Source organism: Halobacillus litoralis (assembly GCF_020171725.1).
In the GTDB taxonomy this organism is placed as follows: domain Bacteria; phylum Bacillota; class Bacilli; order Bacillales; family Halobacillaceae; genus Halobacillus; species Halobacillus litoralis_F.
Map to the genome: position 1 here is coordinate 372,819 of NZ_JAIVAJ010000002.1, position 26,050 is coordinate 398,868.

Here is a 26,050-nt window from a genome sequence, read left to right on the forward strand (position 1 = left end):
AAGTAGAGTGAGTCGTGGGGTGGAAAATGACTCGCTTTCCGTGGGCGGCGCTGAGCCTCCTCATTCCCTTCGGTCATTCCGGGGTCTCAACTGACCCGCTGTTCCCACAGGAGTCTCGCCATTTTCCACCCCACTTTGCGATAATAGTGGATCTGGGAAAAATTAGCCTCTGAAGCAAAGGGCTGTGCGAACACTCAGCATTTGAACATTCTTTCCATCCTATATAAAAATATCATTTTCGAAATAATATTGAGTAAATTTCAGTGCATTCTTAACACTCTAAAAAGCCTCCGTTTTTAATAACGGAGGCTTTATTTCACCCAAATATTCGCTTGATGATTTTCAGTCCTACCTCGGATCCGGGGTAGCGGAAGTTTTGGTCGAATTTCGTAGACTGTTTGGTAATGCTCTTGTGGTGAGTGAACGTATCGAAACTGTATTTGCCGTGGTAGCTTCCGATTCCACTTTCTCCTACACCGCCGAATGGGAGGTAGGGATTCAAAATGTGATACAGCGTGTCGTTGATACATCCTCCTCCGAAACCAACAGACTGGATGACTTTCTCCTGATTTTCCTCCGATTCTCCGAAGTAATAGAGAGCAAGTGGTTTTGGTCGGTCCGTAATTTGTTCGATAGCTTCATCCAGGTTTTCATAAGTGAGAATCGGCAGAACCGGTCCGAATATTTCATCCTGCATGACGGAATCGTCCCAGCTGACGTCATCAAGAAGCGTAGGTTCGATCTTCCTTCTGACAGAATCGAATGCTCCGCCTGACAGGGTTGTTCCGTCATTCAAGTATCCTTTGATACGATCGAAGTGCTTGTCATTGACGATTTTCACGTAATCTGGATTTTCGAGCGGTGCGTTTCCGTAAAATTCAGCCGTATAGTGCTGGATTTTTGCGATGAGCTCTTCTTTCACGTCCTGATGAACGAACAGGTAATCAGGTGCAATACACGTCTGACCGGCGTTCGTGTATTTCCCCCAGACAATGCGTTTTGCGGCTAAGTCAAGCTTTGCATCCTTGTGGACGATGGCTGGACTCTTTCCGCCGAGCTCAAGCGTCACGGGAATAAGGCGTTTACCTGCCTGTTCCATGACGATTTTCCCGACGGGGACACTTCCTGTGAAAAAGACGTAATCGAGCGGTGAGTCCAGCAGCTGCTGTGTCACTTCTTTGTCCCCTTCAAGTACAGCGATGTATTCAGGTGGGAAGTACTGCTCGATCATCTTCTTGATCACCCAGGAAACCGTCGGCGTAAGCTCTGATGGTTTGATGATCACCGTATTTCCGGCTGCCACTGCTCCGATAACGGGAGCAAGAGCCAACTGGACCGGATAGTTCCACGGAGCAATGACGAGGACGGTTCCATACGGCTCTTTATAGATATAGTTTTTCGAACCCGTATGCGTCAGTGGCGCTTTCACTTTCTCCGGGCGCATTAACTTTTTCAAATCCTTCATCTGATGATGGATCTCACTTTTTAGAAAAGCAAGCTCCGAAGCATAGGCTTCATATTCCGACTTGTTCAAGTCAAACTTAAGGGCATCCAGAATCGGTTTCTCGAACGTAATGAGCATTTTTTTCAGACGTTCTAACTGTTTGCGGCGAAATTCATAGCTTTTTGTATGGCCTTTTTGAAACCACGTTTTCTGTTGATCAACAACGGGATGCATCCCAAGTCCTCCTTTATTCACTTCGCTTGATGGCGTGCTGATAAAAGTCATAGGCCACAGTCGTGTTCGGAAAGATCGAACGTGCTTCTTCCTCGAGCTGTTGAATCGCTTTCCCTTGGTAACGGGAAGAAATGTGATTCAAAATTAACTCGCCGACTTCTGCCTCGTTGGCGAGAGAAGCGGCTTCTGTAACGGTAGAGTGATAGTAATCATAGGCGAGTTCAGCATCCTCACCCGCAAAAGTCCCTTCATGTACGAGAACATCTGCTTTGTATAGAGGTTCCTTCAATTCAGGAAGGGAGCGTGTGTCACCAAGTATGGCAACTTTTCTGCCTTTCTTCGGAGGTCCGATCACATCTTTACGATGAATGATGCGGCCGTCCTGAAGCCGGGTCTGTTCTACTGATTTGATTTGCTGATAGATGGGACCAGGCGGTACACCGAGCGCTCTCAGCTTATCCGGCTGTAGTTCCCCGAGTTTCTCCTTCTCTGTCACTATGTACCCGTAACTGTCGAGCCCATGCTCCAATTTCACAGCTTCGACTATAAACTGATCGTCTTCAAATACAAAGCCTTCTTCCACTTCTTCGACATAAAGAGGGTAGCGCAGGTGAGTCCCACTCAGCTGCAGACTGATTTCAATATAATCCTTTAATCCGCGCGGACCATAGACGGTTACAGGGGTTTCGCCGCCCTGAAAGGACCTGCTGCTTAACAACCCGGGTAGTCCGTAAATATGGTCACCGTGAAGGTGTGTAATGAAAATCTTCTCAATGCGCCTTGGGCGGATATTTGTGTTTAAAATTTGTTGCTGGGTTCCTTCACCACAGTCAAAGACCCATGTCGTTCCGCGCTCTTCCAGCATACGGAGGACGAGGGAGGAAACATTGCGTTCCTTTGACGGTACTCCGGACCCCGTTCCTAGAAAAAATAGTTCCATGTAGATACCCTCCTACTGCTTCTATCATACCACTTGAAGGCTTTTTCCACACTTCAAATGAAATGAAAGAAAATGTTGTAAGATTATGTTAAACTATCATATGTCATTATTTTCTGAAAACGGAGGTGCCACATGACGATATTAGTAAGTGATAAAGGACATGCCTTTCTTGAGTTTCTAGAAGTTGAGGAAAACGAAATGAAAAGCTCGCTCTCAGATGCGCCGCTTACTCACGCACTGGTTGTAGCAGAGTATGATGGAAAGTATTTGCTGCTTTACAATACGTGGCGTCAACATTGGGAGCTTCCTGGAGGTGTCATTGACGCGGGAGAAAGTGCAAGAGAATGTGCGATACGTGAAATGAAAGAAGAGACAAATCAACAATCAAGGGATATGTGTTTTAAGGGATTGATGAAGTTCCAACTGAAGCCGGATGACCGCTTAGAATACGGGGCTTTATATAGCTGCCGGCTACATGATATCCAACCTTTTAGGGAAAATGATGAGGCTGATCAAATTGTACTATGGGACCTTTTGGAAGATATCGGATATGTCGACCAAATAGACAAGGCTTTGATTGCTTATGGTTAAACTGTTCATTTTTGATTTTGACGGTCTTATATTTGATACGGAGTCGTATGATCTTCAAGCTTTTGAACAACTCTATAAATCTTACGGCTCTAAGTTCCCGAAGCAACAATGGTTATCATGTATTGGCGGATCACTTAACTTTGATCCCTATGAAGCAGTCTTAAAAGCTCGTCCGCACCTTATAAGAGAAGTAATAAGGCAGGAAAGAAGGCAAATCTATCAGGCGCTGATTTCCGAAGCAGAGCCTAGAGAAGGGGTGCGTGACTATCTTGACCAAGCTAAAAATAAAGGCCATACTCTTGCATTAGCCTCGAGCTCGACGAGAAGTTGGGTGGACAATCATTTAAGCCTGCTTGGGTTGGAGAGTACCTTTGATTTTATCTGCACAGCTGATGATGTAGAAAGAGTGAAACCAGATCCAGAGCTCTTTTTACATGTATTAGATAACTTCCAATCAGAACCGGAATCAGCCGTAGTGTTTGAAGATTCACCAAACGGCGCAAAAGCAGCTATTCGTGCAGGAATTCCTTGTGTTGCCATACCCAATCCAACTACAAGAGATCTGTTTTTTGATAAACAAATCCATTTAAGGGTCGAAACGATGTCTGATCCAATTCTGAAACAACTTATTTAAGGAGTGAAATTCAATGAAACTACATACATACGAAAAAGGAAACGGCGAACCCATCGTGTTCCTGCATACGGGTCTTGAAACCGGCATCACAGATTTTGAAGAGCAGCAGAAAGCGTTCGAGAAAGACTTTCGAGTCATTGCACCGGATTTAAGAGGGCATGGGAAGTCTTACACAGAAGACTTTGACCATTTCTTTGAAGACAGCGCAGATGATTTGAAAGAAACCCTCGACGGCCTCGGATTGAAAGAGGTGCATGTCGTCGGATGTTCACTCGGTGCTCTTGTCGGTCTGTTTTTCACAAGAAAGTATCCAAGCTATGTACAGAGCCTCTCAGTCTCCGGACTGATGCCCGGGAAGCCGCACAATTGGGAGGAGATGCACGGGGAGGACAGTGCCATGCAGTCTCAGCTTTTGAATAATGAAGAGCTCTGTGCGCAGCTGGATGAAAAGCATCAGTCTGATTGGAGGACGATCATCCATATGGCACAAGACGGTTCTTGGTATCCGTTTGAAGAGACGAAGAATTTAGGGGATATCGATGTGCCTATTCTGTTTATGGTGGGAGAGCGTAATCTTCATGAAGTGAAAGGAGCGGCTCTATATCCAGAACAGTCGGACCGCGTTCGAGTGGCCGTCCTTCCTTTTGCCGCTCACCTTGTCCATGACGAACAGCCCGAGTTGTATTCGACGATCTTGAGGCAGTTCCTTGAAGAAGTCGGTGCCTATGAACGCGTATAGTCGACAGTTGGAAGAGACGCTGCTTCGTTTGGAGAAAGACCACATCCATATGGAAGTCAGATCCTCTACACTAAAGCTTTCTCAGCTATTAGCCGATGATTTCTGGGAGTTTGGCAGTTCTGGAGTCATTTATGACCGTGAACACTGCTTGAATGAAGGCGTTGTTCTGACAGACATGACGATTCACCACTACGGCATTGAAATTCTCGCAGAACATGTGGTGCTTGCCACATACTTTTTAGAGGACCTTACAAGGAAACGAAATACGTTCAGAAGTTCCATTTGGAAGCGTCAGGGTGCGGAGTGGAAGTTGTCTTTCCATCAAGGCACCATTACGAATTACTCAGTAGGAGAAGTGGACTTTAAAACCCTTAGAAGTCCTCATTTTTCATCGTGAACGCACATGTGAAGAAGGAAATTGTTATCTTAGGTGTGGTGCTCGGAACGCTCTTGGTTCTGGTGATCATGGTCGGAGGGACTTGGCTCTCATTGAAACCTGATGTCAAAGGGGTTGTCCATGAAATGGATGGCAGTGGATTTTTGCTGAATCCTATCAGTAAGGACCCCGAAGCCGAATTTCCGGTGTACACGATCCGGGTAACGGAAGAAACAGATTATAGTGGTGAAGCGGATTCTATACAGAACGGTCAGTTGGTGGAAGTGTGGGGGAAGCAGGCTGAAGGTTTAGTCGATGCTGGTCGCATTCATATCCTATCCAAAAAAGTAGAGCGGGATGAATGAGCTAGAGTAAGAAATTCATTAGTGAGGGAAGTCTCTTTGCTTAATGAAACGGTGTAGGGGTGGCAGTCGAAGAGTTCATCTTATGGACTTTATAAGGTTCTGCATCCACTAAATAACGTTTCCCACCCAACGGTTTACGAATCGTTGTGCAGAACCGGTCATCCATTTATGATTACCTGTCATAAAGAAGGAGACTCTCGATGGTTGAGAGTCTCCTTTTCGATCTTTACCAGGCTCTCGTATATTGACGAGGACCTTCGAGTTCATATCCGAGTTCATCCGCTGCCTGCTTCGGCCAGTACGGATTTTTTAGTAAGGCACGGGCAAGGAAAATCAAGTCCGCTCGATCATTTTGCAGAATCTCTTCAGCTTGGTTTCCTGACGTAATGAGTCCGACAGCTCCTGTATCGATCTGAGCTCCATTTTTCACTTGCTCTGCATAGGAAACCTGGTAGCCTGGGTACGGGTCGATGGCGGCAGGAACCACTCCACCAGAGCTGACGTCGATCAAGTCGACTCCCTGCGCTTTCATTTCCTTCGAGAAGAAGATGAAATCCTCCATCGTATTGCCGCCCTCGTGATATTCTTCACCAGATATGCGGACGAACAACGGACCGTCCCAAACCGTCTGGACCGATTCAATGACTTCCTTCAGGAAACGGTAGCGGTTTTCTGCGCTTCCTCCGTACTCATCGTTACGTTCATTGGTAAGCGGGGAGAGGAACTGGTTGATCAAATATCCGTGCGCACCGTGCAGTTCAATGATGTCGAATCCTACTTCTTTGGCACGCTCTGCCCCTTCTTTAAAGGCTGTGATCGTTCGGTCTATATCTTGTTTTGTCATTTCTGTAGGTACTTTGAATGCATCGTTGAACGCTTTTGCACTTGGTGAGAAGATTTCATCCTTCAAGTTGGCTTTGCGTCCGGCGTGGGCAAGCTGGATTGCAGCTTTCGCATCATGACGGTGGATGCCTTCTGTTACTTCTTTCAGTCCTTCTATATGTGCATCTTCCCAGATACCTAAGTCTTCGTGAGAAATACGTCCTTCAGGTAAGACGCTCGTTGCTTCGATCATCACAAGGCCGACTTGTCCGGCTGCACGGCTCTCATAATGGGCAAGGTGGAAAGGTTGGACCATTCCGTCCTGCTCATGTGATGAATACATGCACATCGGCGACATGACGATGCGGTTTTTCAGTGTCACGTTTTTAATCGTGTAGGGTGAAAACAATTTATGCTTCACGTGTTAGTCCTCCTCAGAGTGTTTGAAATGCTGCTTTAATTCCTTTAATGAGTAACGGCTGCCACGCCATTCGATGCCTCCCCGAATCCATGTAAGCAATAGCGCCCGCGACAGCATATAGACGAATAATAAGGCAAAAATCGGGAGTGCCAGAATATACCACATGGAGTACGTTGTCAGGCTGTGAATGGTCAAGGCATATAAACAACATAACAAAACGATATTCACCGCGCTAATGATTTGAATTTCGAGTGGCGAAATAATGAGGAGCAAGTAAGGGAGGACTTGTGAAATAAAGACGCCGACGACGGCTGTTAACGCTAAGAGTACCGAATAATTGAGTCCTGCGAAGGCATTTTTTTCAAAACCGATCAAGGCAGCCTTCAGCGATGGGTACCATTCCACCGTCATATCATCGAGGGCAGAGACGAGACGCTGTCTGAATCCGAAACGTTTCACTCTCTGTCCGAGCTCCAGGTCGTCATCCGGCCTGAGGCGGATCGCTTCATGACCGCCGATTTGTTCATAACACGTTCGTGAGATCAAGTTGAAGGCACCGATCCCCATGCCGCCTTTTTTATTATCCTGATTGGCCTGCCAGGGTCTTTTCAAATAGCCGAACCCTAACAGGAAAAAGGAGATGAGGCCTCGAAGCCAGAAGGATTCGCCGTTCAAGTCGGGCGCCGCCGTTACGTGATCAGCTTTTTCCTTTTTCAAAAACGTGAAGGCTTTGGATAGAGCGTTCTTCTGAAAGATAATATCGGCATCCGTGAAGACGAAGTAGTCCCCTGTTGCCTGTTTCACGCCGAAGTGGAGGGCATGGTTCTTCCCGAGCCACCCGTCTGGCAGCGCCTTGATTGTGAAGCTTTGAACCTGCGGGAACTCACCAGCAAGCCGCTCCATCCTTTCACCTGTTCGGTCATCCGACCGGTCATTGACCGCAATAATCTCAACGTTTACGTTTTCCTGTCCAGCAAGGGAGCGGATCGTGGCTTCGATATCCTTCTCTTCATCTTTAGCGGCGATGATCACCGAGAGTTTTTCGTCAGAGGGAAGACTGCTCATCGAGGTAAGAGAAGGAATCTTTCTGTACCCCAGCCAGTAATCCACCAACACAACCATCCAGAACAAAGCGAGTATTACATAGAGCCAGAACATAGCGCTTATCCCTTTCTTTTTTGAAAAAGTTCCCGGTGCTCGAGAGCTTCATGTGGCACATCCGTGAAGATAGCATCAACACCGAGCTTATAGCATTTCTTCATCATACCCGTACGGTTCACGGTATAAACACGCAAGTCCATGTTTTGCCTGTGACATTGTTTCACCAGTTTTTTATCCAAAATACGGTGTTTGACATGGAGGTCATTGGCGCCGAATGATTGAGCATATTTCACAAGGTCTCGGCGGTTCGTAGAAGTCAGGAAGGCAGTCCTTACCGCCGGATTGATCTCGTGCATCCGGACGAGGCTGTCCGCATTGAAACTCGAAATGACCGTTCGGTCGAGCACCTGCCTATTCTTAAGGTTCTCATAGACGATCGATTCGATGTGTTTATATTCAATGACGTTCGTTTTGAGCTCAATGTTCAATAACATCTTTTGTTCTTTAAACCACCGCAGGAATTCATCCAGTGTTACAATAGGTGTATTAGAAAATTCTGAAGAAAACCAGCTTCCTGCATCAAGACGACTTAGTTCATCATATGTATAGTCTTGAACAAACCCTGTTCCGTTTGTCGTGCGACGCAGGTTCTCATCATGAATCAGCACTGGGATATTGTCTTTCGTCAGCTGAACGTCGGTTTCGATTCCTTCCGCTCCTGAAGCCTGGGCCAATTCGAAGGCTGGCATCGTGTTCTCTGGTGCCAGTTTACTCGCTCCTCTATGAGCAAAAATTAAAGTGTTTTTCAAAGAATCTTCACCTCTTTCGTAAGAATGTCGTTGTCTATTATACAGAAAAAAGGAAAAAAGGGGGACCATACTATGAATCATTGGCAGACAAAGGATGAGCTGACCGATCTATTATGTGCGTTGGTGGAGTACCCGAGTGTCACAGAAAGCAATGCCGAAATCGCCATCATGGAATACTTATATTATATTTTAGAAGATCGTGATTATTATCAAAATCACCCCGATCACCTTAATCTGCACCCTTTGAAGGACGGGCGCCAACTGTTGACAGCCCTCGTGAAAAAGGAAAAAGCAGAGAAGACGATCGTATTGATTGCCCACGCGGACGTCGTGGGTGTGAAAGATTATGGTTCCTTTGAAAACCTTGCCTTTTATCCGGTTGAATTGACGGTCGAGCTCCATAAACATATCGATGAACTCCCTAAATCAGCAGCCCAGGATCTTCTTCAAGGAGATTGGCTGTTCGGGAGAGGGACGATGGATATGAAGGCAGGGCTTGCCGTTCACCTTTCCATGCTTGAAAGAGCGATGGACGGAGAATTTGATGGGAACATCCTGCTGGTTGTCGTTCCCGATGAGGAAATGAACTCGGAAGGGATGCTGACGGCGGTTCCGGTACTCGCCGAACTGAAAGAAAAGGAAAACCTTGAATACGTGATTGCTTTTAACGGGGAGCCGATGTTCAGTAAATATCCTGGTGACGAGTCGTATTATTTGTACACCGGATCGATCGGAAAGACGCTGCCAGGATTTCTCTGTTACGGGAAGGAAACGCACGTTGGAGAGCCGTTCGCCGGACTGAATGCGAACTTGATGGTCAGTTATTTAGCACAGGAGATGGAGCTGAATGAATCCTTCATCGAAAAAGTGGATGGGGAGCGTACGCCGCCACCGATCAGCCTGATGCAGCGTGACCTCAAGTTTGAATATTCTGTCCAGACCCCTCAGGCCGCCGTTGCGATGTATAACGTTTTATACATGAAACAATCGATACAGGAATTGAATGAAAAGCTGCTCCGGGCCGCGCAGCGCGCCCGTGCCAACATCATTCATCACTATCACCACCAGGCATCCTTTTATTTAGAAGGGACACAGACATCGTCCTTCTCGCCTGACATCCAAATCTTAACATATGAGCAGCTGTATGAGGAAGCTGTCAAACGTTTTGGGAAGAGTGAGGTAGACCGAAGATTGAACCGTCTGAAAAACCAACGGGACCAGAGTCAGGGAGATCGGGACTTTTCAACAATGCTCGTTCAGAATCTGTCTGCTCTATGTAAGGACCTGAGCCCGATGATCGTCTTATTTTACAGTCCACCCTTCTATCCGTCCGTATCTTCTCATCACGATGCGTTCGTGCAGGAAGGCGTGAATCTTGCCATCGATACGGCGAAGAACGACTATCAGGTGGAACTCGAAGAAGTCGAATACTTTACCGGTTTATCGGACTTGAGCTTCATCGGCCCGAGTGCCATGACTTCACCCATCGATGACTTGTTGAAGCAGATGCCGATCCAGGGAAATGGTTATACGCTGCCCGTGGATGCGATGAAGGCGATCACTATGCCTGTCATCAATATCGGGCCGCTGGGAAGGGATCCACACCAATGGACGGAAAGGCTTGAACTCACCTACAGCTTTGAGACGCTACCGAAAATTTTAAGAAAAACCATTCACCATTTTCTCGAGAAAAGTAAATAGACGCCTCCAGTAAGGGAATTCCTTTCATGTAAATGGGGTTCTCTTGCTATTCTCGATTGAGGAGAAAAACGGACAGGTCATTCGAGGGAAGATAATTCCACCGTTTCATGATAAACTGAATAATGAATGATGATTCAGTTTGGAGGCTTGAAAGGATGCAGACTTTGAAAGATACCATTCATCGACTTACGGTCCCTACACCTTACGCGGTCGGGGATGTGCATATGTATTTGTTGGTCGGCGATCAAATGACGCTGATTGATGCAGGGGTTCAGACGAAGGAAGCCTGGGACGCTGTCCGAACTCAACTTAAAGAACTAGGGTATCAGCCGGAAGATATTTCACAGGTCGTTCTCACGCACCACCACCCCGATCATATGGGGCTCGTCAATTATTTTCCTAATGTATCGGTCGTCGCCGGACATCCGAAGCTTGAGCCATGGCTTGAACGGGATGAGCGATTCTTCACCCGGTATGAACAGTTTTTCTACCATATGTATGAGGAATCTGGTGTGCCGGATAAATACTACGGTCTCCTGAAAGCGCTGAGGAAGCCGCTTAAGTGGACAGCAGAAGGAACCCTGACTCACAGCCTGACAGAAGGGCAGCGGATTCCCGGGCATGAGGAGTGGATGACGATCGAAACGCCAGGTCATGCCCAGTCTCATCTTTCTTTTGTGAGGCAGGCGGATGGGCTGATGATTGCTGGAGACCATCTCCTTCATCATATTTCATCCAACCCTTTACTTGAGCCTCCTTATGAGGAAGGCGAACCGCGTCCGCGCCCCCTTCTGCAATATCGGCATTCCATGCAAAAAGTGCTGGAGCTATCGATACGAGAAGTATATCCAGGCCATGGTAAAGCATTTACTGATGTCGAGCCGCTTATTCTGAAGCGTTTGAAGAAGCAGGAAGAACGGGCGGAAAAAGTAAGGCTGATGTTCAAGGAAGGACCGATGAACGCGTTTGAAGTGTGCCAGCTGTTATTTCCGAAACATATCGAGGCTCAATTCGGCTTGACGATGTCCGAAACGATCGGTCAGCTCGATTACTTAGAAGACACGAAGCAGCTCGAAACCTTTATGGATGGAAAAACGAAATATTATCAATTAGCGGGTGATGGGCATGAATGAACGCGTGAAGGGAAGGAAGATCTTAATTACAGGAGCCTCAAGCGGGATTGGGCAGTATTTAGCCATTCATGTAGCCCAGCAGGGTGGCACGCCGATTATGGTGGCCAGGTCGACGGACCGCCTCCGCATTATCGCAGATAAAGTGGAGGAGTCTTTTGGCATCAAAGCCTATTGGTATGAAGCGGATCTATCGAATGATGCGGACTGGAAGGATATCATCGACCAGATCTGTTATGATCACGGGTCGATCGACGCTCTTATCAACAATGCGGGAATGGCGGTGTTCGGTTATGTGGCAGATACGAAGTGGAAAGATATCGAAAGCATGATTTCAATCAACGTCAAATCTTTGATTCGTACGACCCATCAGCTGCTGCCGCATTTTATCCAACAAGGGAACGGTCACATTGTGAATATTGCTTCCCAAGCCGGAAAAATCGCTACGCCGAAGTCGGCTGTTTATGCCGCGACGAAGCATGCTGTGCTCGGGTTCACGAATGCCCTGCGCATGGAGGTGGAGGACGACGGTGTGTTTGTCACCTCTGTAAACCTTGGTCCGGTCCGTACGAACTTTTTCAAGCAGGCTGATCCGTCCGGGAGCTATGAGCGTTCGGTCGATCGAATCATGCTCGATCCGAACCACGTTGCACAGGTGGTCGTCCAAGGACTCTTTAAGAAACAGCGGGAAATCAATCTTCCGGGCTGGATGAACTCAGGAAGCAAAGTGTATTCCATCGCGCCCGCCTTGATGGAAAAAGCCATGCAGGGCCAGTTCAATAAAAAATGACGGCCGCTGGAGGTGGCGTTTTATGCTGAAGTTCCTCATCCTCTTTTTACTCGTATGGGTCAGCCAGTTTCTGGCTGTTGTGATGTGGGGCGAGTACGTGTGGCTGGAGAAGTTCTCGAACGGAGGAGTCGGAGGAACACCGATGGATCAGGTACAGCCTGTTCTCTGGTGGACACTTGTACTCGAAGCCCTTGTGTTCGCTTTTCTGATCGCCTGGAAAATCCGCAGCCAGGGAGAAAAGAAGCATACATAAGATGCGAGGGAAATGTGTAACTTAATCAAGTACCCAACAATCATTGGAGGGGAAAAGATGAGTAAAAACTCGAAGTCGAAGCGTAATCCACAGAAGTCGCGGGATGCCGTACAACCTGCTAATGGGAAAGAACGGACAACCATCTCGAAAACCGACGCATTCTTTAATGAGAAAGAAAAGTAATAGAGAGCAGCTTCCGTCAGTGGAAGCTGCTTTGTTTTGCATATAGGTACCTAGGTTGGGAAACGTCCCTTACGCATAATGCCCGCCGATCTTTTTGCTGCGCTCAGGGGTGATGCCGGCATCTGTAAAGCTGCTCGCCCGTAAAATCGCGGTCGATCCGTACTTATCGCGGATTTGGTCCATGACGTTCCCGACGTCTTTCTTTTTCGGACGATCATCAAATAGAGTGAGCTGGGTTGCGATGTCTTCATCGAGGTTCGTCAAGGTTACGGCAATGCGGCGGATCATGCTGAATCCGTCATAATACTTGTGAAACAACTGCAGGCACAGACGGTACATATCCATCGTGATGTTCGTCGGCAGATCAATCGAGGTGGACCTGCTGAACCCGCCGCCTGTGTCTCTTTCGTACCCAACGGATAAATGAACCGTCCGGCCAGCCTGTTTCGCCTTGCGTGCACGTCGGCAGGCTTCTTCACAAAGGTCGAGCATAACGGCTGGAACTTCTTCTTTGGCATAATTGCGAAGGAGCGTCACACCATGGCCGAAGCCCTTCTGTTCGGTCTTCGTAAAATCTCCGATCACAGGGCTCAAGTCGATTCCCCAGGCGTGCCAGTACAACTGCTCTCCGATGATACCGTAGTGCTTCTTCAAATATTTGAGCGGGTATTTGGCGAGCTGTCCGAGACGGACGATGCCGAGACGGTTGAAGTTGCGCGTCATCCTCGAGCCGATTCCCCATATGTGTTCAATGGGTGTCGGCCACAACAGGCGTTCGACGTCTTCATAGCGGCATTCTGCAATTCCGTCATCCGCTTTTTTGGCGTGGATGTCCATGACGACCTTGGCGAGAAACTTATTATCACCGATTCCAATCGCGCATTCGACGCCGAACTGCTCCCGAATGCGGTCTTGAATCATCGCCGCAATCGTATAAGGAGAGCCATACAGCCGGCCGAGTCCGTCGACCGTGACCCACAGTTCATCGACCGAATAGACATGAATGGCCTCAGGCGGAACGATTTCCTTCATCATCCGTGTAATCTCGACGGACACACGGACGTATTCGCCCATTCGGGCAGGAGCCACAATCAGCTCCGGATCATTCGGCAGTTCAAAGTAACGGCTGACATTGCTGACACCGTGTTTCTTTTTTAAAGCGGGCGAGGCGGCAAGCACGATGCTGCCATTTCGCTCCGGGTCCCCTACGACAGCTAGGAGTGCGGTTTTCGAATCAAGACCGCGATGTGCCATTTCAACACTGGCATAGAAACTCCGCATATCGATACAGAGTACATCGTGGCGAGGATAATGAGAATAATCCATCACAATACCTCCAAACAGAACGTTTGTTCCCATTATACACAAAATGGACGCGATGATACATATGAAATTTTTGTAAAGTAAAAAAATATGCCGGAATGAAGCAAAACAATTGCCGGAAGATAGCAGATTTTTTAAACTAGAATAAGGAGGAATGCCTCATGAAACTCGTATTGACAGAAGAAGCTAAACAACAGTTAACCTATATGAAGGAAGAAGAACGCCCGTTGATCCGCCTGTTTTACGATACGGAAGGGTGCGGATGCGGCGTGAACGGTCTTCCGACTATAAGACTGGATTATGAAAAACGAGATACAGACGAAAACGTCGAGAACGAAGATTTCCATGTCATCATCGATCAGCAGCAGGCTGTGTTTTTCCGAAAAGAAATGAAGCTGGACTTTAAGAAAGGCTTATTCCGCTTATCAAGCCCGGAAGGTGTGCTGAACCCGATCATTCCGATTCGAGACGTGCGGGAAGGAGCGACGGTATGAGTAAGAAGAAAAAGCAGCAGGAGGGAACGCTCGGTTCCCAGCTGAATGAAGATCTGCTTGCCAAGCTTCAATCCAAAAAATCGGAATTGAAGGAGCAGCAGGTTGAAAGAGAAGAACAAGAACGAGAGAAGCGCATAGAAGAACGGAAGCGTCGTGAAGCGAACAAAAGCTTTGAAGAATTGCTGAACGAAAGCGACTTGGACTGGAAATCATTCAAAAAATAAGCACCTGCCTCAGGCAGTGTGCTTATTTTTTTGTGATAAATTCTGGGGAAGTGAAACGTGCGTGAATGTGCCATCGTACATATAGTAGATACTAGAAAAAGGGTGAGAAGAAATGATATTCCAATACGCCTTCCATGATGAAGCGAGAAGAATCGTAAAGCAGTCATTTATGAATGTGGGCGGACAGGTTCTGCTTATTGCGGTTTCATTGTATCTCAATCATGAGGTAGCTCAGTACGTCGTATATGCATCGGCTTTCATCATTCTTATTTCATTGATAGCGGCCGTTTACAATATGAACATCACGCAAAGAGATTATGTCCGGATGTCGGAGCAGTATTTCACGGTACATAATCGAATCGTAGATCCCCGACATAAAGTCTTCTATGAGGATGTTACGCAGATCTCGTATGTGGAGAATGTCCTTTCGGTTCAAACAACGGATGACAGCCACCGTGACGACATTTACACAGATAAAATGGAGGAAGCGGATGCGTCGATCCTGATACGTGAACTGGAGAACCGGACGGGTGTGACCGTGACGACGCTTGAGGAAGAGGAAATAAAGCAACAGAATGGGTAAGAGTATAAAACAGGTATGAGGAGGGGCATCATGGATGTAGTCTTGCTGCTTTTAATTGGAATCGCAGGAATCGTTGTCGCCGTTGCCGGAACTTTGGTCGCGGTAGTGAGAAGAATGAAAGAACCGAATCAATCAATGGAAGATAGGGTGGAGAAGCTTGAGGAAGAAGTCGAGCGCCTGAAAGATTGAATGATTGGAAGGGATTTGAAAAGGTTTGTCGAATAAGGGAGTAAGGAATGGAGGTGCACCCGGAATGTATGAACTGAAAACAAAAGAGAACGACAGCAGCGTCATCGAGTTTATAGAAAAAGTGGAGAAACCGAAAAAGAAGGAAGACGCTTACCGTCTTTTGGACCTTTTCACTGAAACCTCAGGCTATTCCGCCAAAATGTGGGGGACGAGCATCATCGGATTCGGCTCTTATCACTACAAGTACCCAACCGGTCATGAAGGGGACGCGCCGCTCGTCGGTTTTTCACCGAGAAAAGCGAATTTCAGCCTTTATTTCGCTACCGGACAAGAGCGGGACGACATGTTGGAGCGTCTTGGGAAGCATAAGTCCGGCAAGGCGTGTGTGTACATTAATAAGCTGGACGATGTGGACGCGGAAGTGCTGAAAGAAATGATTACCTCCTCAATAAACTATTTGCAAAGCATGTACCCGGAGCAAAAGGAAGAGTAGAGGAAGCGATAGGGTGAATCTATCGCTTTTTATTAGGTTCAGAAAACTAGATTGCGATTCAAAAAGCCATACATAACAAGGGAGAAACAAATGGAAAAGTTTATAGAACATAATCGTAAGGCGTGGGACCAGAAGGTAGAAGAGAATGTAGCTTATACACAAGCCGTTGATAAGGAGACCATTGAAAGAGCGGTAGAAGGAACGTGGGAGATCGGTGTCACAGCGGACAGGAAAGTGCCGCGCCAATGGTTTCCGAAATTGCTTGAAGGGCGTAAGGTGCTCTGTCTGGCATCCGGCGGCGGACAGCAGGGTCCTGTTCTCGCAGCGGCGGGAGCAGATGTCACCGTCATCGACCTTTCAGAGAAACAGCTGGAGCAGGATCGTTATGTCGCGGAGCGCGACGGACTGAGGTTACGCACCGTCCAAGGTGAAATGGCGGATTTGTCTGCTTTTGAAGATGAGACATTTGATGTCATCGTTCACCCCGTGTCCAACGTGTTCGTAGAAGATGTACGGCCGGTCTGGAACGAAGCGAGTCGAGTGTTGAAGACAAACGGAACGCTGATTTCTGGGTTTATGAACCCGGTGTTGTATTTGTTCGACGATGAGAAGGAGGAGCAGGGCGAGCTTGAGGTGGTCAACACCATCCCGTACTCCAGTTTAAAGGAGGACGTTCAAGAAGGGCAGGCGCTCGAGTTCGGTCATACATTGGAGGACCAGATCAAGGGGCAGACGGATGCTGGGCTAGTGATTGCAGACTTCTATGAAGATGACTTCGGTGGAAGGAGAACCGTGGATCGATACATTAAGACGATGGCCGCCACCAAGGCCGTCAAGTTGAAGGTGATCGAATGACGTTTACCGCAACTCCTTATAAACTGTCGTTTACGATGATGAGCATCGTGTTATTGTTCTCTTTGATTCTATCCCCTAACTGGTGGTATGCGGTGGCCATAGCAGTGGTCGTCTACAGCATCCCGACAACATTCGAACTCCGGATCGAAGACGAACATTTGGAATATCAGGTCAAACTTATGGGAGGGATCACCTTCACGAAGGTGCTGCACCCTTCTGATATACGTGTCATGAAATTTGAGTTAAGAGGGTTTGCCTGGCGCTTTATCAAGATTAAACAGAACAAAGGACTGCCGATTCGAATCTACCAGTTCAAACCTGAGAATATCGATCGGTATTTACTAGACTTTGCAAAGCAGCACGACATTGAAGTGGACCGCACGAAAGGGTATGGAAGCGTCAGCTTAGACTAAATCATGGAGGTGTCGGAAATGGCACATTTGAGACGAGTAGGAACAACGTATCTGCCCGTTCAGGACGTAAGACGGGCGGCGGATTGGTATGAAGCGAAGCTTGGAGCACGGCTCAATTTTATAGATGATGAAAAGGCGATTGTGGAAATGGCGGGTCAGAGCTTTTTCTTAGTATTGGCAGAAGACGGGGCGACAGCGAACTTTAGAGACCGAAAAGGGCACCGTCGGTTCTCTCTTACGTTTGAAGTGGATGGAATGGATGAGTTGGAGGAGCTGAGAGAAAGTCTTCAGGAGAGGCATGTCATCGTGGGTGACGTTGAGGATCGTGGCCATATGGGAAACAACTTCGTCTTTTATGACTTGTGTGGCAACGTTTTCGATGTCTGGAGCGAGTTAAGTCCGTGACGCGGAAAGTGGAAGTGCACCCCTATCAGCCGGAGTGGGGCTCAAGTTTTACGAAGGAAGCGAAAAGACTTGAATCCTTGTTTGGCAGGGAACTATTGGATATTCATCATATCGGAAGCACGGCAGTCGAAGGAATGGCTGCTAAGCCGGTCATCGATTTGATGCCGGTTGTCGCGGATATTGCGAGGATCGATGCACACAATGAAAGCATGAAAGCGCTTGGGTACGAGCCCAAAGGTGAATACGGCATAAGCGGACGGCGCTTTTTCATAAAGGGTAGGGACCTGCGTACCCATCACGTTCATATTTATGAAAAAGGGAATCCAGAGATTGAGCGTCACCTCATCTTCCGTGACTACCTGATGGAACACCCAGCAGCGAGGGAGCGGTATAGTCAGGTGAAGCAGGTACTTGCAGAGAAGTACCCCGATGACATCGGCGCCTATATAAAAGGAAAAGAGCGGATTGTGAAAGAATTGGAGCATGAAGCCTTTTGTTGGAGGGGACTTATTACATGATAGAGTCATGGATTCGAAAAGGGATCGCGTCCGTCTGCCTTCCACTGACGCTGTGGAATGCATACCGCAACAGTCGCAATAGAACCAACCCCCCAGGAGAAATGATCAGGACAACCGAATCCCACCTGCATACCATAAAAAGGGGACACGGTCCTGCAACGGTCGTGCTTGAAGCAGGGATGAGTTCGCTATCGATCGACTGGCATCTCGTGCAGCCCGCTCTGACTGATACGGCGACGGTCGTCTCTTATGATCGAGGGAATTATGGTTGGAGCCGCACGAATAGAAGGTCGATGTCTTCTCTCACGGCAGTGAATGAAATGAGAGAGCTGCTGAAGGTATACGGGTTGAAGCCTCCCTACATACTTGTCGGTCACTCGTTCGGATCAATGGCAGTAAGGCTTTTCTCCAGCCTTTATCCAGAGGAGGTCAAAGCTCTCGTCCTCGTCGATCCGACACATGAAGATTATTACATAAGAACAGAAGAAAACCTCTCGAGAATCCGCTCATTTGAGAGAACGGCAAAGCTCGGCTATATGATGTCTTTGACCGGACTGCCGCGGCTTTTGAAGCAGGGGGTTGGCCGCTCGGATTTAGGGAAGGAATACACCGCTCATCTTGATTACGTATCTTACAAAAATGGGGCTTTTCAATCGTTGTATCAGGAAGTGAAAGATACAGAGATTTCAGCGGAAGAAGTGATGGTCAGTAGACCGCTTGCTAAAGACCTTCCTGTAACGGTATTGAGCGCAACAGAACGCTCACCAGATTGGCTGAAGCATCAGGAGAAGTTTGCTGCGCTCACCGATCAAACCGAACACATCTGGGTGGAGAGTGGGCATTCGATTCATTTGGAAAAACCGGACATCGTCATTCAATCCATTAAGAAGTATGTGTGAAGGACGACTATTCGCTGTCGTCCTCCTTTTCCCTCAAGGCATTTTTAGCGACTAAAGCAAATTCAAGCTTTTCAATCGTATCACAATAAAGAGGAAGGACATCCCCATCCTGCTCTTCGATGCCTTTTGTAAGCAGATGGATTTGCCTCACGTGGGTAAACCAATCCTCTCCCTCAGCAGGAGTCGGGAGTTGATCTGGCCAGGCCTGCTGTAAAGTTGGACTGTAAAATCTCGGCGCATTACCGTGAATGCCACAAGGCTTTTCGACAGGACGCTCAATTTGGTGGGGAATCCGTTCTCTTACATCATTGAATAACGTCGGCCAATAGTCTTTTCGCGAACCACTATGAGGGTGATCCGCGGCCCAGTCGATGACTTGCTTCAGTCGGCTGTCCACGGAATAGAGCAAGTCGTACAGCTCCTTGCCGAACTGAATCCGTTCTTCCAACGAGGAAAAATGGTGAACAGTATGGCCGAACAGTCTTCGCTGTTTCAGCGTCGTTGTCGTATAGGGGAGCAGAATGTGATTCAAGTTCAGTAAGTCCTGCATTTTGAACAAAAGGGTGTCGGTCACGGTTTGCTTGTAATGCTTGTTTTGTATCACTCGACCTTCAATGTAATGCTGTTCATTCACAATCAGCGCTTTTGTGAGGAGGGAAGAGTCTCCTTTCTCTATGAATGCTTCCCAAAACGGACGCATAAACCTGGACACACGAAAAGCGGGCAGTAGATGAAGAAGGGAACGGTTTTCCTCGACGCTTTTGTCATAGAGTAGAAGTTGAGGATAGGCATCTTGAAAGATCAGCCAATTGCCCCGCTCGAGAAAAAGGAAAAAATCCTTTTGTTCTGAAGGAGTAAGGAGTTCGGGTAAATGTTCTCCTTTAAGATCTGTCATATTCCAGCCCGCATTGCGGGAGACGAGATGGGCGAGCAGAGCCCAGTGAAGGGTCGGATGCTTCACGAAGAGGTCCCAGTAAGCTTGCGTCCTGGTGACGTTATTCCGATTCATTTCTTTCGTTGACTGGTGAATGTCATCAATCAACTGTTTCTCTCTTTCTGAATAAGTCCCCACCTTGGTTTCACTAAGTGACTGCTTCAGCTTCTTTTTCAACGTTCTGTTTGAAAAGGGAAACATGCCCCCACCTCCTTTAAAGCGGTTCTAATTAAATTAGTTTATTCTTTCATGGAAAAGTTATACAAAATATATTAAACTATCCATAGTTCATCTTAAAGAAGGTGCGCGGATAGAAGGAATCGGCCAAATACTTAAATAGAAAAGGATGTGCGGCATGCCATTAGAATTTATTCAAATCACACTTTTTCTCGCTCTTTTCGCTACATTCCTGTTCGTTCTTTTTCAAAAGAAGCCTTTTGTGAACGGGACGACGGTTGTAGGGATCTCTGTCCTTGGCTTCCTGATTGGAGCTGAATCTCTTTATATGCAGGGGATGGCAGTGGATGCTTTGAACGGCAGTGGAAGCGTGCCTGCTTTTATATTGTTTTTAATGACTGCCGGATTATGCCTCGTGAATCCTGTGCTGTATTTCAGGTTGTGGGAATTGAAAGTTGACAAGCAAATCACACCTTCACAACGCTGATTATGTGCGGAAGTAGTATATTTACGTTTTGAAATGTTTTTTACAACAACGCATTCAGTGGTCTCTGGATGACTACACCATCTATCGAAATGAGTCCTACCCTCTAGAGTTATAAAACACGTATCTTACAAAAGCTCGACCAATTACATGTAAAGGAAGGAGAAATCTGCCTATGTAGAACCTCCCTTTTCAACCAAACACAATCTTTGGAGAAAAGGGGTAGGAATTCATGAAATTCACATCATCATTTCGATATTTATGGTTGGGTCAATCTTGTGCAAATCTTGGTGATATTCTTTACGTTGTTGCGCTGATCGCATTATTGTTTGAATCGACGGCATCTGCATTTTCTCTTGCGCTGCTGCCGTTCTGTCATACGTTCGGCCGATTCTTTGGCGGGCTGTCAGGGCCGGTCTGGATGAACCGGCTGTCTTTAAAGAGGGTCATCACTGTCCCTCAATGGGGAAAGACCGTTTTATTGTTCAGTTTGACGGTACTTCTGAACGCTGTGAGTGAAGCACCGCTGTATCTGGTCTTCGGATTCGTTTTGGTCATTGCCTTTTTAGACGGATGTTCAGGACCGGCATCGAGAGCGATGGTACAAAGGGTCGTGGCGAAAGCAGAGCTGTTACAGGCGAATAGCTGGCTTTCGGTCGTCACCCAGTCGATCCAACTAACCGGCTGGGCTGTGGGGGGAATGATGGTGGCGTTATGGGGCGGTCTTAACGTGTTGTGGCTGACCGTGACGTTGTTTATCATCTCTTCCCTTCTCATGATGAGAATCAAAGAACGACGATCGGATGACCGGAAATGGAAACCATCTTTCTCTTTCCGGATGTTAGGCGAGGGCTGGTCCCTCATTTGGAACCAAAAGCTGTTCCGTAAACTCCATGCTGTTGTATTTCTCGATGCTTTCGCCAACGTTGTATGGATTGCGGCGATCGTATACGTTTTTGTGGCTGAGGTGCTTCATCAAACAGAAGCCTTCTGGGGTTACATCAATACGACATTTTTTCTTGGTCTTTTGGCCGGAGGAGCGCTCGTCAACGTGATCAGAACGAAAGTATTGATGAAAACGATGATGGTGACAGCAGCAATCGGGTCAAGTGGACTGACCATTTTGTTCGGGCTGAACTCCATTGCGTGGATCGCTTTGGTCATCTCGGCACTCTTTGGAGTGATGGAGCAGGCGAAATCCATCGCCATCGAAACGACCCTGCAAATCGAAGTAGATGAAAATCAGCTGCCTCTCGTGTACAGTGCTCAAGAAGCCTTGGTAACGCTCACATTCGGAATCGGCGCGTTGGTGTTCGGTTGGTGGACAGATGGGGTTGGGGTACAATACGTATTTTTAGCAGCAGGTTTTGTAATGGCTGTCGGTGCTCTCGTACTGATGACTATACGAATCAATGAACAGACAACTATGAAGAAGGAGATGAGCGTATGAAGCGAACAATCATAATCATCCTTTTAATTTTGAACATTGCCTATATCGCAACAGCCTTGACAGATACGCCGTTTCGATACACAGCTCCCTATACGACCGGGGTTGCTTTGCTGTTGGTCGTCAGTCTATTAGTGGGAGGAATCACATTCTTTCAAGCGAGGACCGAGCGCCATCAGCCGATCTTTCTGGCGGTCAGTTTATTTTTTATCAGCTTAGGTGCGGCTGGATGGTTTGCATTCGTGAACTATTTAGCTCTGTTGATCGGTTGAGACGAAACGACTAAAAGGAGCAGTCCTAACTGCTCCTTTTTCATAAGGTGGGAGAGACAGATGCCTGTCATTATACTTCATCAGAAAATTAACGCTCCGCGTAACATTTGCTTTGACTTGGCACGTGACGTCGCCACCCACACAGAAACGACGTCACAAACAGATGAAAAAGCGGTAGCGGGTCGAACCGAAGGGCTTTTGGAACTCGGGGAACGTGTGACGTGGGAAGCCGTCCATTTAGGTGTCCGACAAAGGCTGACAGCTGAATTATCAAAAATGGAAAAGGATCGCTTTTTCGAAGACATCATGGTGAGAGGGGCTTTTCACTCTTTTACGCATGAACATCACTTCAAAACGACCCGGGACGGAGGGACGATGATGACAGATGTATTCGACTATCGTTCTCCATTTGGTCTTATAGGAAGGGTGGCAGACAGAATCTTTCTTGAGTTTTATATGAAGAAACTATTGAAGAAAAGAGGGCTTCTTCTTAAACAAAAGGCAGAAGCCCTGTACATCTAGAGAAAGAGGGGGATGAGGATGAGAAGAATATGGATGCCTTTTTACATCACCGGGGAATGGCTGCTTTTAGGACTTGTTCTCCTAACGGTCCTATTCATCCAAGCGATGTATATGGCAAACGTCGTCTTGATTGACATGCCATGGGAAGAGACGATCACATTGTCAGACTCTGCTTTGAAGACGTTCTTAGGTTTCATAGGGGTGGGGGGATTACTCTTTGTCTATATCCATTATCTTGCAGGTGGGAGAATGTATCGATTGATCAAAGAATGGGCTTGGGGCTTCGTGATCGTTATAAATTTCTTCGGAAGTGCACTTTGGCTCACCCTATCACTTATATCCGGGAATGGGGACATGATAGCTCTGATCTCTTCAACCGTCATAAGTTTGATTCTCGGTGTTCAACTAGCTCTTCGTTACAATAAAGACAAACTAGCCGAATCCTAAAGGAGGTTGTATCATGCCGTGTAAACTTGTTGCACCATCGATGGAGTGGAAAGATGCGTATCTGGATTTTTACAGGGAATGGAAGCATAGTGGTGAAACGATGGTTCCATGGGTAATCGAGAAGGACCCGAAAGATTTTGAAGAAATGATCCAGTACTTGGAGAATCATGCAGAGGGACTTCATCTGCCGGAGGGATTCGTGCCGGACTCTACCTACTGGTTTGTAAACCCGTCAGACAACATTGTCGGAGCAGTGAATATCCGTCATGACTTGACCGAAGCGCTCAGAAACGGTGGCGGTCACATCGGATATGGCATCCGTCCGACTGAGCGGAGAAAAGGATACGCGACCGAGCTGCTGAGACAATCCGTTCAAAAAGCCTGTGAAATCGGGATTAAACAAGTGCTCGTTGTTTGTGATGAAACCAATCTGGGTTCCATGAAGACCATCCTGAACAATGGTGGCATAATCGATCATGATTTCATAGAAGAAGACGGAAATGTTGTCAAAAGGTTTTGGATTGCGACATGAACCCGGAGTTATATGATTCATTCATCGCTTCCATTCGAGAATCGGATCACCGCTATTTGCTAGGTGTGGATGGCCTGAGCAGGTCCGGCAAGACCACCTATTCCAAAAATCTTGCCCGATATTTGACGGAACAGAATTACCATGTCGTCACGATTCATCTAGACGACTATGTTGAACCGTGGTCCATCCGATACGGAACAGGGCTGCCCGAATGGGAGGAGTACTATTCCTTACAGTGGAACGTCATGGAATTGAGAGAGCATTTATTCGAGCCGATGAGGAGCGGAGATACACTTGAGATTCCTCGTTATCATCCGGAACTGAACGTGTATGAACAGCATGCCGTGGCGATAGGGGATGCGGATGTCATCATTGTTGAGGGCGTATTTCTGCAAAGAGAAGAATGGCTTGGATTCTTTGACAAAGTCGTATATTTGGATGTCTCACGCAGCGTTCGTTTCCTTCGTGAAAAGCCGGAGACGAGGAGAAAGATCAAGAAATTTACGGAAAGATACTGGAAGGCAGAAGAGTATTATATGGAGAAGTGTCAGCCGATCAAGAATGCGGATGTCGTAATCACGTACTTGGAGGGAGAGGGATAAATGGCGTATCGAGGTTCCGATGCATATGATCAAGATGAATTTTTCGAGAGGTTTCTGTCAAGAAGGAACCGGGATGAAAGTCCGAACAATCTTATGGAACGACCGGCAATCTTGGAACTGCTGGATGATGTGAAGGGCAGAAGTGTTTTGGATTTAGGATGTGGGGATGGACGTTTTGGACTTGAACTCTTTCAAAGAGGGACGCGCCTTTATACAGGCGTAGAAGGTTCTTTGAAAATGGTGGACCGAGCGAAAGAGGTCACGGAAGGGTTTCATGCTACAATTGATCACACGTCTCTTGAAGAATGGCAGCCAGCAGCTGAACAAACGGATGTGGTCGTCTCAAGAATGGTTTTTCATTACATAGAAGATCTACGTTCTGTATTTGAAAAAGTCGCAAGCAGCCTGAAGCCAGGTGGACAGTTTTTATTCAGCGTCCAGCATCCTGTTCTTACGTCTTCTATTGAGAGTGCTGAAGCGAAAGGAAAGCGCGGGCAGTGGATAGTGGATGATTATTTTCGAACCGGCAAGAGGGAAGAGCCGTGGATTGGGGAAAGCGTCGTCAAGTTTCATAGGACAATAGAAGCGTACGTAAGCCTTGCCGCGAGAAGCGGGTTTGTCATCGAAGGCTTAAGTGAAGCAGAGCCTAAAGAAGACATGTTTCAGGAGAGGGAAGAATACGAAAGACGACAGCGCATCCCCTTGTTTCTGATTCTCTCTTGTCGCAAGGAGGGTGAGCATGGGATCAAGAATGATGCATCTATTGATCGCAAACCGGATTTGTGAGGAAGCTCCGATTCAGGACCGCACCTCTTTTCTTCGCGGATCGCTCGCACCCGATGCCTCCCGGTCGAAGGAACGCTCACACTTTTATGCAGGAAAAGAAGAGGATTACTCGAGATTCATCCTGTATGATTCCTTCCTGAAGAAATACCAGCATCTTCAGGAGCATGATTTCATTAAAGGTTACTATACGCACTTAATTGCTGATCACCTTTGGTTGAGTGGTTTTTATCTAAGCTGGTTGAGGAACCGTATGGCAGTGAACGACAGAGTACACAGCGAATATCACCATGACTTCAGACTCTTAAACAGCAAGTTGCTGAACCATTACGGGGCTAGGGAAGAGGTGATGGAGGATCTATTGAATCCTGTAGAAGGTCTCCCCATCGATGAAGTGGAGGAGAAAGAGATAGAAGCTTTTATTCCTTCAGCGCTCGAAGACTTTCAATGGCAGTCATCGCATTTAGAAGAACCTCTCAGCATTTTTACATTTGATCAAATCATTGGCTACATCGAAACAGCAGTCGATCAAAGTGTGCAGGCTTTAAATCGTTTATGAGAAAATCTTATCGGTTCTTTTTTAACTGGAGAAGCGGTGTTGGCGAATCAACTCGCTTTCCGTGGGCGTCCGCTTGAGTCTCCTCGCTCCCTTCGGTCGCTGTGGGGCCTCATCTGTACTCTGCTCCCACAGGAGTCAACACCTTTATGAAGTGGAGACGGAACCTCATATGCTATCACCCGGAAAAGACGATAATTGCTCAGAATAACGTTCAGCCTTACATATCCCAACCTGGTTCTGTTCTCACTACCTTCGCACAGTGGTTGGAAAATGGGGAGACTCCCTCGTGATTTACGGACCACGGCGAGCTACTTTCCAACCCGCTGTCCACTCCATTTGTAACAGAACCTTTCTCTATACTT

Annotated in this window: 36 protein-coding genes; 29 read left to right on the top strand and 7 right to left on the bottom strand. The window is 47.2% G+C overall.

Annotation, left to right across the window (positions count from 1 at the left end):
* Nucleotides 1-316: 316 nt before the first annotated feature.
* Both LCM20_RS06185 and rnz read right to left on the bottom strand, forming a co-directional pair.
* Complete coding sequence (locus LCM20_RS06185) at nucleotides 317-1,729, bottom strand: aldehyde dehydrogenase (protein ID WP_225194554.1); 1,413 nt, start codon at nucleotides 1,727-1,729, stop codon at nucleotides 317-319.
* Complete coding sequence (gene rnz, locus LCM20_RS06190; RefSeq protein WP_225194555.1) at nucleotides 1,692-2,618, bottom strand: ribonuclease Z; 927 nt, start codon at nucleotides 2,616-2,618, stop codon at nucleotides 1,692-1,694. Before rnz ends, LCM20_RS06185 begins: the two co-directional genes overlap by 38 nt.
* Nucleotides 2,619-2,750: 132 nt before the next feature.
* Here rnz and LCM20_RS06195 point away from each other — a divergent pair, with 132 nt between their 5' ends.
* Genes LCM20_RS06195 through LCM20_RS06215 form a run of 5 tightly spaced genes read left to right on the top strand, consistent with a single transcriptional unit; the run spans nucleotide 2,751 to nucleotide 5,323 of the window.
* Nucleotides 2,751-3,209 carry an NUDIX hydrolase gene (locus LCM20_RS06195; RefSeq protein ID WP_225194556.1) on the top strand — a complete coding sequence of 153 codons (459 nt, stop codon included), beginning with the start codon at nucleotides 2,751-2,753 and terminating at the stop codon, nucleotides 3,207-3,209.
* Nucleotides 3,202-3,843, top strand: coding sequence for an HAD family hydrolase (locus LCM20_RS06200; protein WP_225194557.1), 642 nt, complete (start codon nucleotides 3,202-3,204; stop codon nucleotides 3,841-3,843). The genes LCM20_RS06195 and LCM20_RS06200 overlap by 8 nt, the downstream gene beginning before the upstream one ends.
* A 13-nt stretch (nucleotides 3,844-3,856) precedes the next feature.
* The gene (locus LCM20_RS06205) at nucleotides 3,857-4,582 is read left to right on the top strand and encodes an alpha/beta fold hydrolase (protein WP_225194558.1); all 726 of its coding nucleotides are present in this window, start codon (nucleotides 3,857-3,859) and stop codon (nucleotides 4,580-4,582) included.
* The gene (locus LCM20_RS06210; RefSeq protein WP_225194559.1) at nucleotides 4,569-4,979 is read left to right on the top strand and encodes a DUF4440 domain-containing protein; all 411 of its coding nucleotides are present in this window, start codon (nucleotides 4,569-4,571) and stop codon (nucleotides 4,977-4,979) included. The genes LCM20_RS06205 and LCM20_RS06210 overlap by 14 nt, the downstream gene beginning before the upstream one ends.
* Before the next feature lie 8 nt (nucleotides 4,980-4,987).
* Nucleotides 4,988-5,323 (top strand): DUF5666 domain-containing protein, encoded by a 336-nt coding sequence (locus LCM20_RS06215; protein ID WP_225194560.1) that lies wholly within the window; start codon nucleotides 4,988-4,990, stop codon nucleotides 5,321-5,323.
* A gap of 226 nt (nucleotides 5,324-5,549) precedes the next feature.
* Here LCM20_RS06215 and namA read toward each other — a convergent pair whose 3' ends face one another.
* From namA to LCM20_RS06230, 3 genes are read right to left on the bottom strand one after another with little or no spacing between them, the layout of a single operon-like run.
* Nucleotides 5,550-6,566, bottom strand: a complete 1,017-nt coding sequence (namA, locus tag LCM20_RS06220; protein ID WP_225194561.1) for an NADPH dehydrogenase NamA — start codon at nucleotides 6,564-6,566, stop codon at nucleotides 5,550-5,552.
* 3 nt (nucleotides 6,567-6,569) lie between these two features.
* Nucleotides 6,570-7,724: a glycosyltransferase gene (locus LCM20_RS06225; RefSeq protein ID WP_225194562.1), complete on the bottom strand. Its 1,155-nt coding sequence runs from the start codon at nucleotides 7,722-7,724 to the stop codon at nucleotides 6,570-6,572.
* Nucleotides 7,725-7,729: 5 nt separating this feature from the next.
* A complete protein-coding gene (locus LCM20_RS06230; RefSeq protein ID WP_225194563.1) occupies nucleotides 7,730-8,476 on the bottom strand; it encodes a glycerophosphodiester phosphodiesterase in 747 nt (248 codons plus the stop codon).
* Between the two features lie 72 nt (nucleotides 8,477-8,548).
* Here LCM20_RS06230 and LCM20_RS06235 point away from each other — a divergent pair, with 72 nt between their 5' ends.
* The 5 genes from LCM20_RS06235 (at nucleotide 8,549) to LCM20_RS20055 (ending at nucleotide 12,533) form a co-directional block, all read left to right on the top strand.
* Nucleotides 8,549-10,177 (top strand): M20/M25/M40 family metallo-hydrolase, encoded by a 1,629-nt coding sequence (locus LCM20_RS06235; protein ID WP_225194564.1) that lies wholly within the window; start codon nucleotides 8,549-8,551, stop codon nucleotides 10,175-10,177.
* Nucleotides 10,178-10,332: 155 nt separating this feature from the next.
* Nucleotides 10,333-11,310: an MBL fold metallo-hydrolase gene (locus tag LCM20_RS06240; protein WP_225194565.1), complete on the top strand. Its 978-nt coding sequence runs from the start codon at nucleotides 10,333-10,335 to the stop codon at nucleotides 11,308-11,310.
* Entirely contained in the window at nucleotides 11,303-12,097 is a 795-nt protein-coding gene (locus tag LCM20_RS06245) for an SDR family NAD(P)-dependent oxidoreductase (RefSeq protein ID WP_225194566.1), read from the top strand. The genes LCM20_RS06240 and LCM20_RS06245 overlap by 8 nt, the downstream gene beginning before the upstream one ends.
* Before the next feature lie 22 nt (nucleotides 12,098-12,119).
* Nucleotides 12,120-12,350 (top strand): hypothetical protein, encoded by a 231-nt coding sequence (locus LCM20_RS06250; protein WP_225194567.1) that lies wholly within the window; start codon nucleotides 12,120-12,122, stop codon nucleotides 12,348-12,350.
* Nucleotides 12,351-12,407: 57 nt separating this feature from the next.
* On the top strand, nucleotides 12,408-12,533 hold the full coding sequence (locus LCM20_RS20055) for a hypothetical protein (protein ID WP_263621963.1): 126 nt from the start codon (nucleotides 12,408-12,410) through the stop codon (nucleotides 12,531-12,533).
* 69 nt (nucleotides 12,534-12,602) lie between these two features.
* On the opposite strand, the gene LCM20_RS06255 is transcribed toward LCM20_RS20055, so the two are convergent.
* The gene (locus LCM20_RS06255) at nucleotides 12,603-13,859 is read right to left on the bottom strand and encodes a DNA polymerase IV (protein ID WP_225194568.1); all 1,257 of its coding nucleotides are present in this window, start codon (nucleotides 13,857-13,859) and stop codon (nucleotides 12,603-12,605) included.
* Between the two features lie 158 nt (nucleotides 13,860-14,017).
* Here LCM20_RS06255 and LCM20_RS06260 point away from each other — a divergent pair, with 158 nt between their 5' ends.
* From LCM20_RS06260 to LCM20_RS06305, 10 genes are all read left to right on the top strand, one after another.
* Nucleotides 14,018-14,350 carry an iron-sulfur cluster biosynthesis family protein gene (locus tag LCM20_RS06260; RefSeq protein WP_225194569.1) on the top strand — a complete coding sequence of 111 codons (333 nt, stop codon included), beginning with the start codon at nucleotides 14,018-14,020 and terminating at the stop codon, nucleotides 14,348-14,350.
* Entirely contained in the window at nucleotides 14,347-14,574 is a 228-nt protein-coding gene (locus LCM20_RS06265; protein ID WP_225194570.1) for a YqkE family protein, read from the top strand. The genes LCM20_RS06260 and LCM20_RS06265 overlap by 4 nt, the downstream gene beginning before the upstream one ends.
* A gap of 112 nt (nucleotides 14,575-14,686) precedes the next feature.
* Nucleotides 14,687-15,157: a hypothetical protein gene (locus LCM20_RS06270; protein WP_225194571.1), complete on the top strand. Its 471-nt coding sequence runs from the start codon at nucleotides 14,687-14,689 to the stop codon at nucleotides 15,155-15,157.
* 30 nt (nucleotides 15,158-15,187) lie between these two features.
* Nucleotides 15,188-15,346, top strand: coding sequence for a hypothetical protein (locus LCM20_RS06275; RefSeq protein WP_225194572.1), 159 nt, complete (start codon nucleotides 15,188-15,190; stop codon nucleotides 15,344-15,346).
* Nucleotides 15,347-15,410: 64 nt separating this feature from the next.
* Nucleotides 15,411-15,839: a DUF1801 domain-containing protein gene (locus LCM20_RS06280; RefSeq protein ID WP_225194573.1), complete on the top strand. Its 429-nt coding sequence runs from the start codon at nucleotides 15,411-15,413 to the stop codon at nucleotides 15,837-15,839.
* A gap of 90 nt (nucleotides 15,840-15,929) precedes the next feature.
* A complete protein-coding gene (locus LCM20_RS06285; protein ID WP_225194574.1) occupies nucleotides 15,930-16,694 on the top strand; it encodes a class I SAM-dependent methyltransferase in 765 nt (254 codons plus the stop codon).
* Nucleotides 16,691-17,107 (top strand): hypothetical protein, encoded by a 417-nt coding sequence (locus LCM20_RS06290; RefSeq protein WP_225194575.1) that lies wholly within the window; start codon nucleotides 16,691-16,693, stop codon nucleotides 17,105-17,107. The genes LCM20_RS06285 and LCM20_RS06290 overlap by 4 nt, the downstream gene beginning before the upstream one ends.
* Before the next feature lie 18 nt (nucleotides 17,108-17,125).
* Entirely contained in the window at nucleotides 17,126-17,512 is a 387-nt protein-coding gene (locus LCM20_RS06295; RefSeq protein ID WP_225194576.1) for a VOC family protein, read from the top strand.
* Nucleotides 17,509-18,030 (top strand): GrpB family protein, encoded by a 522-nt coding sequence (locus LCM20_RS06300; protein ID WP_225194577.1) that lies wholly within the window; start codon nucleotides 17,509-17,511, stop codon nucleotides 18,028-18,030. Before LCM20_RS06295 ends, LCM20_RS06300 begins: the two co-directional genes overlap by 4 nt.
* Entirely contained in the window at nucleotides 18,027-18,929 is a 903-nt protein-coding gene (locus LCM20_RS06305; RefSeq protein WP_225194578.1) for an alpha/beta fold hydrolase, read from the top strand. The genes LCM20_RS06300 and LCM20_RS06305 overlap by 4 nt, the downstream gene beginning before the upstream one ends.
* Before the next feature lie 7 nt (nucleotides 18,930-18,936).
* Here LCM20_RS06305 and LCM20_RS06310 read toward each other — a convergent pair whose 3' ends face one another.
* Complete coding sequence (locus LCM20_RS06310; RefSeq protein ID WP_225194579.1) at nucleotides 18,937-20,064, bottom strand: DUF2515 family protein; 1,128 nt, start codon at nucleotides 20,062-20,064, stop codon at nucleotides 18,937-18,939.
* Nucleotides 20,065-20,218: 154 nt separating this feature from the next.
* On the opposite strand from LCM20_RS06310, the gene LCM20_RS06315 reads away from it, so the two are divergent.
* The 9 genes from LCM20_RS06315 to LCM20_RS06355 all read left to right on the top strand — a co-directional run bounded on the left by LCM20_RS06315 (nucleotide 20,219) and on the right by LCM20_RS06355 (nucleotide 25,688).
* Complete coding sequence (locus LCM20_RS06315) at nucleotides 20,219-20,527, top strand: hypothetical protein (protein ID WP_225194580.1); 309 nt, start codon at nucleotides 20,219-20,221, stop codon at nucleotides 20,525-20,527.
* A 229-nt stretch (nucleotides 20,528-20,756) separates the two neighbouring features.
* Nucleotides 20,757-21,974, top strand: coding sequence for an MFS transporter (locus tag LCM20_RS06320; protein WP_225194581.1), 1,218 nt, complete (start codon nucleotides 20,757-20,759; stop codon nucleotides 21,972-21,974).
* Complete coding sequence (locus LCM20_RS06325) at nucleotides 21,971-22,243, top strand: hypothetical protein (RefSeq protein WP_225194582.1); 273 nt, start codon at nucleotides 21,971-21,973, stop codon at nucleotides 22,241-22,243. Before LCM20_RS06320 ends, LCM20_RS06325 begins: the two co-directional genes overlap by 4 nt.
* A gap of 60 nt (nucleotides 22,244-22,303) precedes the next feature.
* A complete protein-coding gene (locus LCM20_RS06330) occupies nucleotides 22,304-22,765 on the top strand; it encodes an SRPBCC family protein (protein ID WP_225194583.1) in 462 nt (153 codons plus the stop codon).
* Nucleotides 22,766-22,783: 18 nt separating this feature from the next.
* Nucleotides 22,784-23,212, top strand: coding sequence for a hypothetical protein (locus tag LCM20_RS06335; protein ID WP_225194584.1), 429 nt, complete (start codon nucleotides 22,784-22,786; stop codon nucleotides 23,210-23,212).
* A gap of 13 nt (nucleotides 23,213-23,225) precedes the next feature.
* The gene (locus tag LCM20_RS06340) at nucleotides 23,226-23,744 is read left to right on the top strand and encodes a GNAT family N-acetyltransferase (RefSeq protein WP_225194585.1); all 519 of its coding nucleotides are present in this window, start codon (nucleotides 23,226-23,228) and stop codon (nucleotides 23,742-23,744) included.
* Nucleotides 23,741-24,346 (top strand): hypothetical protein, encoded by a 606-nt coding sequence (locus tag LCM20_RS06345; protein WP_225194586.1) that lies wholly within the window; start codon nucleotides 23,741-23,743, stop codon nucleotides 24,344-24,346. The genes LCM20_RS06340 and LCM20_RS06345 overlap by 4 nt, the downstream gene beginning before the upstream one ends.
* Complete coding sequence (locus tag LCM20_RS06350; RefSeq protein WP_225194587.1) at nucleotides 24,347-25,132, top strand: class I SAM-dependent DNA methyltransferase; 786 nt, start codon at nucleotides 24,347-24,349, stop codon at nucleotides 25,130-25,132.
* Entirely contained in the window at nucleotides 25,086-25,688 is a 603-nt protein-coding gene (locus LCM20_RS06355; RefSeq protein ID WP_225194588.1) for a zinc dependent phospholipase C family protein, read from the top strand. The genes LCM20_RS06350 and LCM20_RS06355 overlap by 47 nt, the downstream gene beginning before the upstream one ends.
* Nucleotides 25,689-26,050: the final 362 nt, after the last annotated feature.